Origin of the sequence: Colwellia psychrerythraea (assembly GCF_000764185.1) — a bacterium.
Lineage (GTDB): Bacteria > Pseudomonadota > Gammaproteobacteria > Enterobacterales > Alteromonadaceae > Colwellia > Colwellia psychrerythraea_B.
Genome location: NZ_JQEC01000021.1, coordinates 80281 through 95375, shown reverse-complemented (window position 1 = coordinate 95375; position 15095 = coordinate 80281). Strand labels below are relative to the sequence as shown.

The window sequence follows — 15095 nt, the reverse complement described above, 5'->3', positions numbered from 1 at the left end:
TTATTCGCAACTCTGAAAAAATATTAACGAAAAAATTTTACTGAAAACTCCCCTCTTATGTATATATATACTCGCTCTACTTGAAGATGCTCGTTTCCCCAAAGGGCTAGTTTATAAACGCTTTATGCTGCGTTATTGATTTCGACAATAGAATAACTATTCTCTTCAATCAAAGCCTTGCCTAAAGGCGTTTATAATTCCAGCTGAACCCTGCATCTTCAAGTGGAACGGGTATATGCTTAGGCAATATATATTTGCACCATACCATATGTTCTTGTTTGGTAAATTGATACGCAATGAGCTATAGCAAACTTCCTGCCTGCTACTATATAATACAGCTCATAAAATTAGCCAACACCTTTCTAATTCAATTATCGATATCAACTAGCATTTTAATGACAAAGTAACATTAAAACTTGCATGAACGACTGAGTTAAGGGTGGAATAAAATAAGTAGTCTTAGTTATGAACAAAAAAATTTACGTTGCTTACACTGGCGGTACTATAGGTATGATGCAAAGTACCCAAGGCTTTGTACCTGCAAAAGGACATCTGACTGAATCGATTAATGCCTTGCCTGAATTTCATCGTAGTGAAATGCCAGAGTTTACCATCAGTGAATATCACCCACTGATTGATTCATCAAATATGACACCAAGTGATTGGCAACGCATCGCTAATGATATTAAAGCTAACTATGATGACTATGACGGTTTTGTGGTTCTACATGGCACAGATACTATGGCCTATACCAGTTCAGCATTATCGTTTATGTTTGAAAATTTAAGTAAACCTGTCATTGTTACTGGTTCACAAATACCCTTGAGCCAACTTCGCTCTGACGGCCAAGTAAACGTACTTAATGCTTTATACATAGCCGCTAATTACCCTATAAGTGAAGTTAGTTTATTTTTTAATAACAAACTATTCCGTGGTAACCGTTGCATAAAAGCTTATGCTGATGGCTTCAACGCTTTTGACTCACCTAACATGCCAGTATTACTTGAAGCTGGTATTAATATTCAATTAGTGGCTGGAACTCTTGCAGACTCAATTGAAGAAGCCGAGCCATTACAACTATCAACCATTACTCCACAGCCCATTGGTGTTGTCCATTTATATCCTGGTATTAGCAGTGCAGTAATTGAAAATGTTATTAAACAGCCAGTCAAGGCCCTTATTTTACGCAGTTATGGTGTTGGTAATGCGCCACAAGATAAAGCATTGTTATCCTGTTTAAGAAAAGCAAAAGAACAAGGGATTGTTGTGGTTAACTGCAGCCAATGCATAAAAGGAAAAGTTAATATGTCGGGTTATGCAACAGGTAATGCCCTAAGTGAAGTGGGTGTTATCAGTGGTCATGATATGACTTTAGAGGCGACATTAACTAAGTTGCATTACTTGCTGAGTAAAAACCTAAGTTATGATGATATGTGTCAGCAAATGGATAAAAGTTTACGTGGTGAACTTAGCTAAACATAGCCGAACTAAACGCTGAATATAACCTGGCCGTATATTAAGTTCAGCGTTGATTTTAATGATGCTGCTTATTATTTAAAGTATGCAGCTTTGTTAAAAATTAATGGTGACATTTGTAAACCGTCAATTGTATCAATAATGCCGGCAGTGATTAACACTTGTTCGTTAATTTCGACAACATTTATCACCTTACAAATTGTCGATGAACAGCAATTCACAATAATAGGGACATTATGCTCAGTCAATTTGATTTTTGCTGGTGAAGTGATTGGATTTTTAATGCAATCTTTACCACCAAATTGCTTCGCTATACCTTCTTGCCCTAAGCCCAACTCATTCACTGAAAATAGCTGATGTTTCAGTAATAAATTAGTCGCTATAGCACCTTTTGGGGCCGAAACAATTAAATGCCGTTTTTCTACTTGGGATACCCAAGCAATTGACATTGCTTTATAGTCATCATTTGTACCCGTAATAATAACGGACACTCCGTTAGTGAACATAAAATTCCTATTTGTTGAGCTTAAAAAGCTAACAGCAGTATACAAAATACTACAGCGTGACCGAAAACAAAAAATCCAAAAGCTAAACTGGATTAAATAAAATCAGATTATGTTCAGCCTACTCGGTTGTTCTCTATTCGGCCTTTATCTCGCAAAATCAGAATTTTAGCTTTTAATTTGATCATCATGTAATTCAATATTTAGCTCAAGTACGTTTAAATCACCATCTTTGTTATCAAGGTTTATCGAAAAACTTTCATCCGAAACTTGAATGTACTTACGCAATACCACCAGAATATCTTCGGTGAGTTGCGGTAAATAATCAGGCTGTTTATTGCGATGATTACGTTCATGAGCAACAATAATTTGCAAGCGTTCTTTAGCTTTAGAAGCTGTGGTTACTTGCTTTTCTTTCTTCCGTAAAAAATAATCCAGTAATGCCATGTTATCCTCCAAACATTCTACTAAAGATGCCTTTTTTCTCAGCAACTAAAAACCTAAAATCAACAGTGTCGCCCAAAAGACGATCCACCACATCTTGGTAAGCTTGTCCTGCATCACTATCGGTATCTAAAATTACCGGTTCACCAGCATTAGATGCCTTAAGTACAGCTTGTGATTCTGGAATAACACCAAGTAACGGTATCGACAAAATATCTTCAACATCTTCAACACTGAGCATTTCACCTTCGGCAACACGTTTAGGTGAATAACGTGTTAATAATAAGTGTTCTTTAATTGGCTCTAAGCCTAATTCGGCTCTACGTGAACGACTTGCTAACATGCCTAAAATTCTATCTGAATCGCGTACCGATGATACTTCTGGATTAGTGGTTACAATGGCTTCATCTGCATAATAAAGTGCCATCATAGCACCCGCTTCAATTCCAGCAGGTGAATCACAAACGATAAAGTCATAGCTTTTACCCAGCTCTTCAAGCACTTTACCAACATTTTCTTTATTTAACGCATCTTTATCACGGGTCTGTGAAGCGGGTAATACTGATAAACTACTGACACGTTTATCTTTAATGAGTGCTTGGTTTAAAGTAGCCTCTCCATTAATTACATTCACAAAATCATAAACAACACGACGTTCACATCCCATGATTAAATCAAGATTTCGTAGACCAATATCAAAATCGATTAAGACAACTTTATTGCCTTTTAATGCTAAACCAAGACCAATTGCTGCACTTGATGTCGTTTTACCAACGCCGCCCTTTCCTGATGTAACCACTATTATTCGTGCCATTGACCGAATATCCTTTATAAGTTAAAAATTAAATAAGTTTTGCTGACGTTAATTCGTTGTCAGTCAAATTAATATGCGCCGGTGAGCCCCAGTGATCTTCCATTGATTCACTCAGCCAGTAGTTACCATTAATAGAGACGAGTTCAGCCTCAAGGTTTTGGCAATATATTTGTGCATGAATATGGCCGGTAGCCCCAGCTATTGCTCGGCCCCGTAATGCGCCATAAACATGAATATTACCGTCGGCAATCACTTCAGCCCCAGCCGATACTGAGCCAATAACGACCAAGTTTTGATTTTTAGCATAAATTTGCTGGCCTGAGCGAATCTGGCCGCGGTGTACTTTGTCAGTGTATAATTGGCGTTGCGGGGCACTATCTATCTTCTCTGCTTTTTCCACTACCACTGCCGCAGTAGTTTTTTTGCTTGTTCCATTTGTTGTACTGGCTCTCGCCGTATTAACAAATGAAAAGCCAAGTTCACGAATAAGCTGACGTTGCTCTTTATCAACCGAGCCAGTAAAACCTACAAAGGTAAAATTAAGCTCTTCAATTAATAACTTTACTGCTTGATAGTCTATGCTGTCGTTGATCTTTTCAATATTGATTACCAGTGGAACTAGGTAAAAAAAATCAGGGGCTTGCGCAATTTTTTTTGTTAAATCAGCACGAATATCCACTAATAAAGATGTTTTCAACTGTAAAACAGATAGGGTAAAACTAGACCCTTTAAATTCAATGCTGGCAAAAGCCATAAAGAAGGTTTCCTGAAATAAGACAACTCAATGCCACTGCTATCACTAACCTAGCGTAATATACGTGTGAAAAAACATAAAGTTGTCAGCACTGCCACGCTATGAAGTCTTTAAAGTAGCAATCCTGAAAATTAAAATGGTTAATACTCAATCAAGGTACCGGCACTCATTAAGGCTGAGACCTACATCATCATGTCACTTGGTTTTATAAAGCGCTTTGTAGGGTTGATATCAAAGCATCCTGGCCAAGTTGATTGCGATCAATTTTTTTATTCGCCATTAATAATGAATAACTTAAATTAATAGCAGCGACCAATAAAGCTCGCTCACTGTTACCAATAGCAGATTGCTGCTTAATGTCATCACACATAGCAGCAAGGTTGTTAGCCGCTATGTGTAAATCTACTGCCTGGTCACTTGAACATGTAAACTGATGCTGCTTGCCCATAATTTCAATGCTGATCCCGTTAGAGTCTTCAGCAAACATTAAGTAACTTCTTCTACACTTTGCAATTTACCTAAAAGGTTTGTTAGTACATCACTGGTCTGTTTTTGTTTTTCTTCACCTTCAAGTGCTTCAAGTTGCAAGGTTTCATTTTCATCCATAAGCACGGATTTTTGCTGCTCTAGTTCACTTACTTGGCTTTTTAGTTGGTTATTTTTTTTAATGATGTCTTCAATCAGTTGTTCGAGTTGAGGGAGAGTATTTTCTAACATAAGGCGCTCTTATTAACTGTGATAAATTTAAGGCAGCAAATTTAATCTAAAGCGAGGCAGAATGCTAGCTTTAAGCACAAATATTGTCCTAAATAATGTAACAATTTTGAACAAATGCGAGACTGAGATAATTACGTTTAAAAAATAAACTTTTATGTTATAAATTAAACAATTAGTAGTGAAGTATAACTAAGGTTATTTTTACAATATGTTTATTGAAGCACTGGTATTGTGGTCTAAACAAAGAGTATTTAGTGTATTCTATTTATCTAACCTAGTGATGGCTGTATATGAAATATACTATTCACTGCACGTGAGTTTCTATCGTGAACTAACCGTTTTGTTAACATTTAAATAATATTTAAACTCAAGAACATTGCCGGAGGGATCTTTAACAATGAATTTACCCGACTCATCTTCTGTTTTTAGGCTTTTTATCGTTGGCGGCAATATCACCTCTACATTATTAGATTCACATTTATCAATAACTGTTAGCCATTCTTTCTTATCCAAGATAGGGCCAAAATGATTAATTGTAAATGCAGGCATTTTTTCAGAAGCTTGATGAATGGTTAACTGGTGACCAAAAAACAATATATCAAACCAAGTGTCATTGTCTCGACCTACTGAGCAGCCCAAAGTATCAATATAAAATGATCGAGCCAGTTCCTTATTAGGCACAACAAAAGACAAGTGAAAAGCATGATTCATTGATATTTCCTTAAATGATTGGCGTCGGTAATGCATTCGCGTACTGGACTACTCTACACTGCTTAGCTATTTTAACACGGCCATTTTTACGCCCTGTTGGTCCATTTTTCTTTATGTATAAGTTGACTGATATCTTCTCTAGCTAACCAACCAAACTCTTCTAATTCGGGTTTATCCTGAAATTCTGACACATAACCTAAACACAAATACGCTATGATCTCTATATTACTCGGTATATCTAAAGCATCTCGCAAGATATCATCATGTATGATACTTACCCAGCCTAAACCGATATTTTCAGCTCTTGCCGCCAACCACATATTTTGTATTGCACAAACAGTGCTATAAAGATCCATCTCATGTTTGATAGTGCGGCCTATAACTACGGGTCCATTTCTTTCTCTATCACAAGTCACACATATGCCTAATGGTGCTTCGAGGATACCTTCCAACTTGAAACTTTGATATTTATCCTTTTTTTCATCAGAAAATAGTTGAGCCGATTCAAAGCTTGCTACATCGTAACCTTTTTTCAACGCCTTTTTAGTCTTTTCTTCAGTGACCAAAACAAAGTCCCAGGGCTGCATAAAACCAACGCTCGGCGCATGATGGCCCGCTTTAAGAATACGTTCTAAAACTTCATCAGGGATCGGGGTAGGAAGAAAGTCTTTTCTGACATCTCTACGTGAATAAATCACTTTATATAGAGCGTCTCTTTCTGCATCAGTTATATTCATAGTCGCCTCAATATAAATCGAAGCATTGTAATATTAATGGTGTGCTCATTACCAACCTTAAAACACCAAAAAGGCTTTAAGCTGCTTTAAAGTTTCCGATTATTTGATTAGGTTCAAAATGTCTTTAAATTCGGGGGCGCGACAGTCTTTAACCAACTCATATAAACACATTTCTAATCCGGTAATATCTACGCCATGATTAAGCAGCTTATTTATGGCGAGTGTTTTATTGTCAACTGTACGTGATGAAATGCAATCGCCAACTAACTCAACATTAAATCCTGATGCTTTTAGGCTTATAGCGGTCTGGTATATACAAATATGTGCTTCAATTCCGCAAACAAGCCAGCTATCAACATTCGAGGCTTGTATTGCTTCGATAAAATTAGGCTCTTGACCAGCATCGAAGCTAAACTTTGCTATAACCTGTTGTCCCTCCAGTAAAACAGCCAAACTATTTATCGTTGGGCCAAGTTTTTCAGGGTTTTGTTCAAGCCATATAATGGGTAAGCCAAGTGTTTGAGCACCTTTAATGAGCTTTTCACAATTGGCAATTAAAGTATCACTATCATGAACTAAACGCGCTAATTTTCCTTGCAGATCAATGACAATAAGGCCTGTATTTTCTCTATCTAACATATAGTCCCCAGAACACCTTAAGCGCGTTTTTATTTTTTATTCGTAATTGTTTTTCTTAAAACGAAGATTATCAGCACTAGATACCCAATTGTAGCCAGGTGCTTTAATACAACTTTGATTGGCGCTTGAGCTTCATAGGCAAGCCAGGCATCTGTGATCGGCATTATCGTACCAAATAATGCACACCACATTAAGATTAAGTAATTACGGCTATATAACAGATAACCGAGAATTAATGTGATGAACAGCGTTCGCGAGCCATAAATTTTAACCCAGTCAGCATCCGTGTTTAAAAATAACTCAGTGCCTCTTAAGTTAGCAAAAGTAGCTGAATCAAGGTAAGCAAAAACGCCATAAAATCCTTGTAACAAAATCATCAGAGCAACTAAGATGAAAGCGATTTTTTCGACTCTAGTATTTTTAAGCATTAGAAGCTATCCATGTAAACATACGTAATTAGGAAAAAAGTCAGTGTATTTTGTGCTTGAATTAACAGAGGCTTAAAACACAGGGATTCACTGTAGACTATCGTATGGCTTTATTTTTTTAAATTCAAGCAATGTTGCTCTGTTACCCACTGACCCTGCCACTTTATAACGATTAAAATACAACCTAATTGGCTAACAAACCAACCTGCCTTAAATTAGATGGCGTTTGTCCTGTCCACTTCTTAAAAGCGGCTCTGAAATTAGAAGCATCATTAAAACCAATAGCACAACCAACATCTTCAATGGTTAATTGGGTCTCAGTAATTAACTTCTTAGCGGCGCTACAGCGTAACTCCTTCACTATGCCAGTAAAGCTTGTGCCCTGCTCCGATAGTTTTCTGCGTAGCGTTCTAGGAGTTAGATATAAATCACTCGCGAGGCTTTCAGCACAAAGCTCTTTGTGCATATTTGTCGCTACCCATTTATTTACAGTGCTTATAAATTCATTTTTTAATGCCACAGAATTTAACACCATGTCACATTGACTCAGTAAGATAGGCATGGCTAAAGGATTACTTTGCGGAGTATTTAATGACCATTTATCATTATTAAAAACAAATTCATTATGAGGGGTATTATAAGTTATTGGGCAAGCGAAAAAATCTTCATAACCTTGATGATGTTTAGGTTTGCTAAAATTAAACCTTAAACCATCAAAAGAAAATTTATCGTTATTCAAACAATCTCTAATTAAAGATAAAACAATTACACACTGTAGCTCAATATTAAATTCTTCTAAGTCGCTGACAAGTAACAAATCTTCGAAGCGAAAGTATGATTGCCCTGATTTATCATCATACAGTGTCATATTGACAGTTTTAGTGACTAAGTTGTGATAACTAATGGCAAACTCTAATGTTGCACGCAAACCTTTGCAGCATAACAAAGTACATCCATATAAGCCGTAATCTTGAGGTTTTATCGAAGCACCTAATATTAAACTAATATCTGGAATTTTTAATGCTAAAACATTACGATAAAAAGTGATTACTTGATCTTTATGAATTTTATATTCACGGCTTTCTAGTCCTTGTGGGTCAATATTTGTGCCTTTGAGTAAACGGGATAAATCAATATTATGCTTCAATAGTGTGGTCGAAATAAAATTCAGTTTATGGGCAAAGACTTGACCTGAAAAGTGAGTTGGTAAATTATTATTTAACACCATTTTAAAATTCAATTTTGTATTATTTGTTACCAGTTAACCATCAAATTGACCACTTTTCACTGCAAATTGACCGCTTTTAACCTTATCTTCACTATAACTCCTCTTTATATTATTAATGTAAACGGTTAATAATAATTATAATAAGAGAGTTAAATAACATGAAGAATTTAACAATTAAAAGCATATTTACCCTGAGTGCCTGTGCTTTAGCAATTAATGCGGCAACCGCGCAAGAGCATGTCGCTTTAGAAGTAATTGAAGTAACTGCACAAAAAAGACCTGAAAATGCGCAAGACACACCTATATCAATGAATGTGCTAAGTAGCGATGATTTAAAAGAAAAAAGTATCGAAAAAATTGATGACTTACAATATTCAGTGCCTAATCTACATATGACAGAAACAGGTATTAGTACCCAAATGTTTATCCGTGGCATTGGCACAGGTAATAACCAAGGTTTTGAACAATCGGTTGGTCAATATATCGATGGTATTCATTATGGCCGTCAACAACTGCTACGTATGCCTTTTCTAGATTTAGAAAGAATAGAAGTGTTAAAGGGTCCGCAATCCATCATGTTTGGTAAAAACTCAGTTGCTGGCGCGCTTAATTTATCCTCAGCTAAACCAACACAAGACACCGAAATTCATCTTGGCGTACAGTATCAACCAACCATAGGTGCTACAGAATTTACCGGTATGGTATCTGGCGCATTAACGGATACATTATCTGCAAGATTAGCGGTTAGAGACTATTCAGAAGACGGTTACATTGACAATACCTTTAAAGATCGCGATGAGACAATTCGTGATGAAAGCGCGGTACGCTTGAGTTTATTGTGGGAGCCAAGCGATACCATGAATTTTCTATTTAAAGTAGAACGTGATGATTTTGATGGTAACGGAAGACAAATAGAAGTCATTAGAGATGAGCCGGCCCTTGATGGTTACCCTATTCCTGGTGCAACATTCAGTCAAATATTAGGGGCTTTAGGGCACCCTAATGCAATAACTGAAAGTGAGCTGAACTATGAACGTCAAGCTGATGCAGAAGAAAGTAATAGCAACAGCTTAAATAATGCCACACTGACTGCTAACTTCCAATTAGGTGATTACACCCTCACCTCAGTTTCAGGTTTTGTCTCATACGACTTTGTCGAAACTTGTGATTGTGACTATACCGCGGCCCCTATTTTTTCAGTATTTATTGATGAAGAATATCGACAATTAAGCCAAGAAATAAGATTGGTTTCACCAATTGGTGAAAAATTTGATTGGCTAGGTGGTTTATTTTATCAAACTAGTGAGCTTGGCTTTGATGATAATATCAACATACCGAGCAATAGTGTTTTAGGTTTAGTTTCAGGTGGCGCACTTGCGCCTATGACCGGACAAGCGGCTGGTCGAAACTACCAGCTAGATACCGATATGTGGTCAGCATTTTTTCAAGGTCGTTATCATTTTACTGACGCTTTAACACTTACCTTGGGTGCTCGCTTTACCAGCGAAGAGAAAACATCATCTCGAGTAATGAATATTACTGATTTAAATTCAGGTGAAATTACTCAAGACCCTATGTCCCCCGCTTTATTTGACGCAGTCTTTGGCATTCAAAGTGAGCAGAGCCCGTTATCTCCACAGGGTCACAACCTAACAGGCACACGTGATGAAAACTCTTTCACACCACTTATCAATGTTAGTTATAAAATAGCCAACAATGTTATGACTTATGCTTCTGCTACCACTGGTTTTAAAGCTGGTGGCTTTGATGCCAGAGCCAATAATGTCAATTCGTGGGAGTTTGAAGAAGAAGAAGCTACGGCTTATGAGCTAGGGATAAAGTCATTAATACTAGATGATACTTTAGAAATAAATTTAGCGCTTTATCGCACTGAATACGACAACTTACAAGTCAGTCAGTTTGATGGCGTACTCGGTTTTAATGTCGGTAATGCAAAAGAAACCGTGGTACAAGGTGTCGAGGTTGAAGGTCGCTGGATATTACATGATGGTTTATCGATGCAATATGGTATTGCGTATTTAGATCATGAATATATCGACTTTACCAATGGCAATTGTCATAGTAGACAAGTACCCGATGGTGATATCGGCGCTGATGGTAACCAGCTTTGTGATTACACTGGAAAGTCGGGCCAATTCACCCCTAAAATAACCGCTAGTATCGGTTTTGACTACTTTACTGACATTTCATTTTTAGGTTTTGAGTATTTTAGAACCACGCTAGGTCTATATCACTCAGCCAAACAAAATGTTGATGTTAACTTAAATCCACTTTATGAAGTAGATAGTTACAACAAAGTAGATATGCGCATTGCCCTTGAAAGTGAGAAGTGGAACATAGCGTTGTTTGCTAAAAATATGACTAATGCAGAAGTATTAACTTATGTGGGCAATAACCCACTATCTGGTAGTACTTTTGGTACTGATACGTTTTATGGATTTGTCGACAGACCCGCTGTATATGGCATACAAGTTGATTATAACTTTTAGTCTACATAAAGGTTTTACATTTGAATTTACTCGCCTAGCTAAGCTAGGATGAGTAATTTTTCATAAGTAGGCTATTTTATAGGTCATCAAGGCACTTAAATGAGTGAAGACTATCCAGTAATTGAGTTAATTACTGGATAGTATTTACTAAAATCGTTAAATAACTCTAATAATATGTTATTAACCACAACACTTTTTATATTTATTGCCACTACCACATGAACACGGATCATTACGGTTTGGCGTTTTATCAAAACGCGTTGTTGTAGGCTTGTTTAATAGACCATCAAGCTCAAGAATATTTTCTTCAACAGCGCTATCTACAGTAATTTCAGCAAACAAGTCATTATCAGTAACTAATTTGGCCACTTCTATTTTTCTTGCTTCACTATTAACAACTAACGTTAATGGCTGTTTTTCACTACCAAGCTTAACGGCACGCTTATTATTATAACCTGTAGTTACATGGTTATGTCTGGTGTGGATACGTCCTTTATAATAAAGATCGTGCATAATGTTCTCCGCTAATATTAAATACTTGGTTTAAGCGCGGCAGTATAACGTAACGGGATAAATAGTCGACTATTGAATGAGCCGACAGGCTTTTTATTTACTCTTTTATTTTATTCTAGAGCAAAGGCATGAGATTTTATGGTGAAAACTCTAAAACTGCATATTTATAGAAGCTGTTTAACATATTAGTTACGTTTGTGATTGTTCCTAACCTTTGAAATAAACCTCCCGTATGAACACTAATACCTCAAAGCGGTCATTGCTGGTTAAAATCACTGACTAAGGAGGAAACCCAACTGTATTTTGTCCTGCTTTAATGACCTACGCGGATACACACCTAAAAGTTGTACACCCTAATTTAACACCATTTAACTCGGTAAAATTTGGTTCGTGAAACAACATGTAAAAACCTTGCTTTTTTAATACCGTAATTGACGCTGGATTATTATCCAAGACTTGTGCCTCTACTTTGTTAATTAGATATGAATTATTTGCAATCCGAATTAACTCTGTAAGGCAGTAACTAGCATAGCCTTTACCGGCATGTTTTTCTGCCACGCGATATCCTACTGAACAACTATTGTTGTCCATGCATATTTCTTTTAGGTTTCCTCGTGCCACAATTGCATCATCAACAATAAGAACAGCAGAATACTGCGTCCCTAATGTTGCTTGTAAAACTGAGTCCGATATATGGCTTTTAACACCCTAATAGGTATAAAAAGCATCACCTCTAGAAGAAATCAATGACTCAAACCATTCCCTATTTTCCAATTCAAATTGCAAGAGTAAGTCTAAATATTTGTCTGATAAGGTTTCGAATAGCACAAACTATACCTATACGCATAGACGCAGTAAGCGGAAAATTATAATTGGCTAGAATAAGTGACAAAGGAGTAAAAGCCAATGGTATTTTTCATTTTTTAACAAGTTAGACTCATTGCTCCTCTTCTCCCTCTTACATCGCTAGGTTAGCGCTATGCTGCAGGTGACAAAACCAAAAACGACCGCATCGACTCCCATTTAAAACCAGTCATTCAGTAGTTATCAATTCAACGATAATGATGCATTAAGTGTTGGTGTTGCAAAGGGTTATGCTAAACCGCATAAAAATGCCCAAAAGCTTTCGCTTTCGGGCATATAATATTGACTCTAAAATAATTTATTCGGTCTAACGACAACCTGCTGTATCAAAATCCATCACAATAGAGGCTCCTGTAGCAGTGCCTGATATTTTTATATAACCCCAATATGCACTTTGGTTTGTTAGATAAATACATTCACTATTACCGGCATTACTTGAACTAGCAGATACATTTGAGCCATTAGGCCAACCTGTATTACTATATTCAATATTGAGATCTCCTGAGCCATTCCCACTTGAAATTGCGACACTATTATAGCCATCTACATCAGGTAGACTTAACCAGATAGTATCTTGGCTGGCTAAACATTCTACATTTCCAGCACTCAGTGAACCGCCACTGATTGATCCTTGTGTGGCACAAGCATCAGGTACATTACTTGAACCATCAGTGACTGTCACAGTTGCTGAGTCTGTACTTTGCCCACCTTGATTATCAACCACAGTTAATGCTGCGGTGTAAGGCCCTGCTGAATTATAGCTATGACTAGCATTTGCTGTATTAGCACTGTTACCATCGCCAAAATCCCAATGGTATGAAAAGATGGTCCCATCTGGATCCCCAGTTCCGTTACTATCAAAGTTAATTGTAGTATTAACTGCCCCAGAGTAAGGCCCATTCGCATTGGCAATCGGTAACTTATTACCTCCTCCATTTGAAAACATAACGCTGTAATCTTCAAATTCACCGTTTTGAATGTTTGTACAAGAGGCCGTAACAGCTTGATTATATTGCATTCCAATTCGCATGCGAGTCAAGCCAGAAGCTGATGAAGGTGGTGTAAAGCTTGCCGTAATCGCCGAGGTACCACTTTGACCAGAAACTACCTGTTCACCCGCATCGATAAAATCACCGTCTTGATTGTAATCAATCCAAACTCCCCAATGCTCGGTATAAGAACCACCACTAAAGCCTGGTGTGAGTGTAATACTATTAGTGCCACTGGTTAAATTAGCCGTTAAGCTGGTGAAGTCACCATAGTTTTCTTGTGATGAGACATTGTTAATACCGCCAACTGCAACACCCGCAATATGTTCATAGCTACCACCACCTGTTACATTGCAATAGTTTGTTTGTGTGGTGCCAATCGTTGCAATGGCTGAATCAAAACCGGTAAGTCCTGAATTATCAGTAACCGTTAAAGACACATTGTAAGATCCTGTCGCTGTATAGCTATGACTTGGATTTTCAGCCGTACTTACTGAACCATCACCAAAATCCCAATCGTAGGAAGAAATAGTACCGTCCGAATCAAATGAACCAGCACTACTAAAAATAATGGCGGTATTAGGTGCTGCACTGTAAGGACCATTAGCCTGCGCCACTGGCGCTGAGCCTTGCGTTCCTGCACCCGTATGTATATAAATATAGCTAGAATTGTTATCTTCTGCCCATTCAGATACCTGACCAGCATTATCAATAATCACCCCTAGATAATAATTTGTATTGGGCAGTAAATTGTTCGGTATGGTGACATATTTGATAACGGTATCGGGTGTATTTCGAGTCACCGTAACATTATCTGTACCTATGAGCGTATCAGCGTTGGTTATTGTGCCATTAGTAGAAATATAGTAACCAAGTTCAACAGTTTGTGAAGCTTCCCCGTTATTTTCAAGTGTCATTTCGAATTGAATTTGCTGCCCTAACTCAACTTCGTGGCGCATTTCACAATAATCTCTGATACAGCTTGGTTGAACTTTTGTTGAAGCTAACACAGTACCATTACTGTCAAAAAGACGTGTACGAGCATGTGAACTATATTCACCAGAGCTACCGACACGTCGCCATTGGGCAACAGAAAGATCTTGTCGATTCGAGCTACCGTATAACGTCATCAGGCCACTGGTTGCATCTTCCCCGACATAAGATTTCAACGAATTGTCACCGGTAGTATGTAAGTGTGTGTAATCATTGCCCATGATGTTGTAATAACGATTTTCGTGCCCTAAACCAAGTGCATGGCCAATTTCATGAATTGCCGTTGTTTCGAAGGATCGTCTTTCGTCGCCATAGCCTCTAAACTGAGTTTTGTCGCTCATATCATTTAAATAACCGCCATTAGGAATAGTATTACCGATATCATTATGAAAAATGATATCGGTTTCGATGGTAACACCACATGAACTGGTTGTGGTGTATTCAACCGCCGAAACACCTGAGCCCCACCAGATTTCACTTTCGCCATTGCCAATAGAAACATCAAGATCATTATCAACCCTGACATACATATTAAAATTAGCGGGAGTATCGTTGACCCGATCCAGTGCTACTTGAAAAGAAGTAAGCCACTTTGAATAAAGTGGACCATCAAAACCTGTTGGATTGGCGTTAAAAGTCATGCTACTGGTATACCACTGCTGATTAGTACCACAAGTGTCATACAACCATTTATGCGCCATAACATTACCGCTAAGTGCAATAAGTATCGTGGCAGCGGATAGTTTTTTATATAATGGAATAATTTTCATATCTA

General features: G+C 37.5%; 16 protein-coding genes. 2 read left to right on the top strand and 14 right to left on the bottom strand.

Features of this window, described 5'->3' with window-relative positions; translation table 11 throughout:
* Positions 1–465 precede the first annotated feature (465 nt).
* The gene (gene ansA, locus GAB14E_RS13085; protein WP_033082067.1) at positions 466–1476 is read left to right on the top strand and encodes an asparaginase; all 1011 of its coding nucleotides are present in this window, start codon (positions 466–468) and stop codon (positions 1474–1476) included.
* A 74-nt stretch (positions 1477–1550) separates the two neighbouring features.
* Here the strand turns inward: ansA and GAB14E_RS24095 are convergent, their stop codons facing one another.
* The 11 genes from GAB14E_RS24095 to GAB14E_RS13135 all read right to left on the bottom strand — a co-directional run bounded on the left by GAB14E_RS24095 (position 1551) and on the right by GAB14E_RS13135 (position 8451).
* Complete coding sequence (locus tag GAB14E_RS24095; RefSeq protein ID WP_052093639.1) at positions 1551–1982, bottom strand: flavin reductase; 432 nt, start codon at positions 1980–1982, stop codon at positions 1551–1553.
* 165 nt (positions 1983–2147) lie between these two features.
* Entirely contained in the window at positions 2148–2426 is a 279-nt protein-coding gene (minE, locus tag GAB14E_RS13090) for a cell division topological specificity factor MinE (protein ID WP_033082066.1), read from the bottom strand.
* A gap of 1 nt (position 2427) precedes the next feature.
* Positions 2428–3237, bottom strand: a complete 810-nt coding sequence (minD, locus tag GAB14E_RS13095; RefSeq protein ID WP_033082065.1) for a septum site-determining protein MinD — start codon at positions 3235–3237, stop codon at positions 2428–2430.
* A gap of 28 nt (positions 3238–3265) precedes the next feature.
* The gene (gene minC, locus GAB14E_RS13100) at positions 3266–3991 is read right to left on the bottom strand and encodes a septum site-determining protein MinC (RefSeq protein WP_033082064.1); all 726 of its coding nucleotides are present in this window, start codon (positions 3989–3991) and stop codon (positions 3266–3268) included.
* A 205-nt stretch (positions 3992–4196) separates the two neighbouring features.
* Positions 4197–4478, bottom strand: a complete 282-nt coding sequence (locus GAB14E_RS13105; RefSeq protein WP_033082063.1) for a cell division protein ZapA — start codon at positions 4476–4478, stop codon at positions 4197–4199.
* Positions 4478–4708 carry a hypothetical protein gene (locus tag GAB14E_RS13110; protein ID WP_033082062.1) on the bottom strand — a complete coding sequence of 77 codons (231 nt, stop codon included), beginning with the start codon at positions 4706–4708 and terminating at the stop codon, positions 4478–4480. The genes GAB14E_RS13105 and GAB14E_RS13110 overlap by 1 nt, the downstream gene beginning before the upstream one ends.
* A 321-nt stretch (positions 4709–5029) precedes the next feature.
* Positions 5030–5419 (bottom strand): VOC family protein, encoded by a 390-nt coding sequence (locus tag GAB14E_RS13115; protein ID WP_033082061.1) that lies wholly within the window; start codon positions 5417–5419, stop codon positions 5030–5032.
* A gap of 86 nt (positions 5420–5505) precedes the next feature.
* Entirely contained in the window at positions 5506–6156 is a 651-nt protein-coding gene (gene bluB, locus GAB14E_RS13120) for a 5,6-dimethylbenzimidazole synthase (protein WP_033082060.1), read from the bottom strand.
* 99 nt (positions 6157–6255) lie between these two features.
* Entirely contained in the window at positions 6256–6795 is a 540-nt protein-coding gene (locus GAB14E_RS13125) for an isochorismatase family protein (protein WP_033082059.1), read from the bottom strand.
* A gap of 29 nt (positions 6796–6824) precedes the next feature.
* Positions 6825–7223 carry a DUF4267 domain-containing protein gene (locus GAB14E_RS13130; protein WP_033082058.1) on the bottom strand — a complete coding sequence of 133 codons (399 nt, stop codon included), beginning with the start codon at positions 7221–7223 and terminating at the stop codon, positions 6825–6827.
* 184 nt (positions 7224–7407) lie between these two features.
* Entirely contained in the window at positions 7408–8451 is a 1044-nt protein-coding gene (locus tag GAB14E_RS13135) for an AraC family transcriptional regulator (protein WP_033082057.1), read from the bottom strand.
* A gap of 158 nt (positions 8452–8609) precedes the next feature.
* Between GAB14E_RS13135 and GAB14E_RS13140 the strand changes: the two genes are divergently transcribed.
* Positions 8610–10961, top strand: coding sequence for a TonB-dependent receptor (locus tag GAB14E_RS13140; protein ID WP_052093638.1), 2352 nt, complete (start codon positions 8610–8612; stop codon positions 10959–10961).
* 180 nt (positions 10962–11141) lie between these two features.
* On the opposite strand, the gene GAB14E_RS13145 is transcribed toward GAB14E_RS13140, so the two are convergent.
* The 3 genes from GAB14E_RS13145 to GAB14E_RS25505 all read right to left on the bottom strand — a co-directional run bounded on the left by GAB14E_RS13145 (position 11142) and on the right by GAB14E_RS25505 (position 15090).
* A complete protein-coding gene (locus tag GAB14E_RS13145; protein ID WP_033082056.1) occupies positions 11142–11474 on the bottom strand; it encodes a PBPRA1643 family SWIM/SEC-C metal-binding motif protein in 333 nt (110 codons plus the stop codon).
* A 321-nt stretch (positions 11475–11795) separates the two neighbouring features.
* Entirely contained in the window at positions 11796–12098 is a 303-nt protein-coding gene (locus GAB14E_RS24090; protein WP_414734061.1) for a GNAT family N-acetyltransferase, read from the bottom strand.
* A gap of 547 nt (positions 12099–12645) precedes the next feature.
* Positions 12646–15090: a PKD domain-containing protein gene (locus GAB14E_RS25505; RefSeq protein WP_033082055.1), complete on the bottom strand. Its 2445-nt coding sequence runs from the start codon at positions 15088–15090 to the stop codon at positions 12646–12648.
* Between the last annotated feature and the right edge of the window lie 5 nt (positions 15091–15095).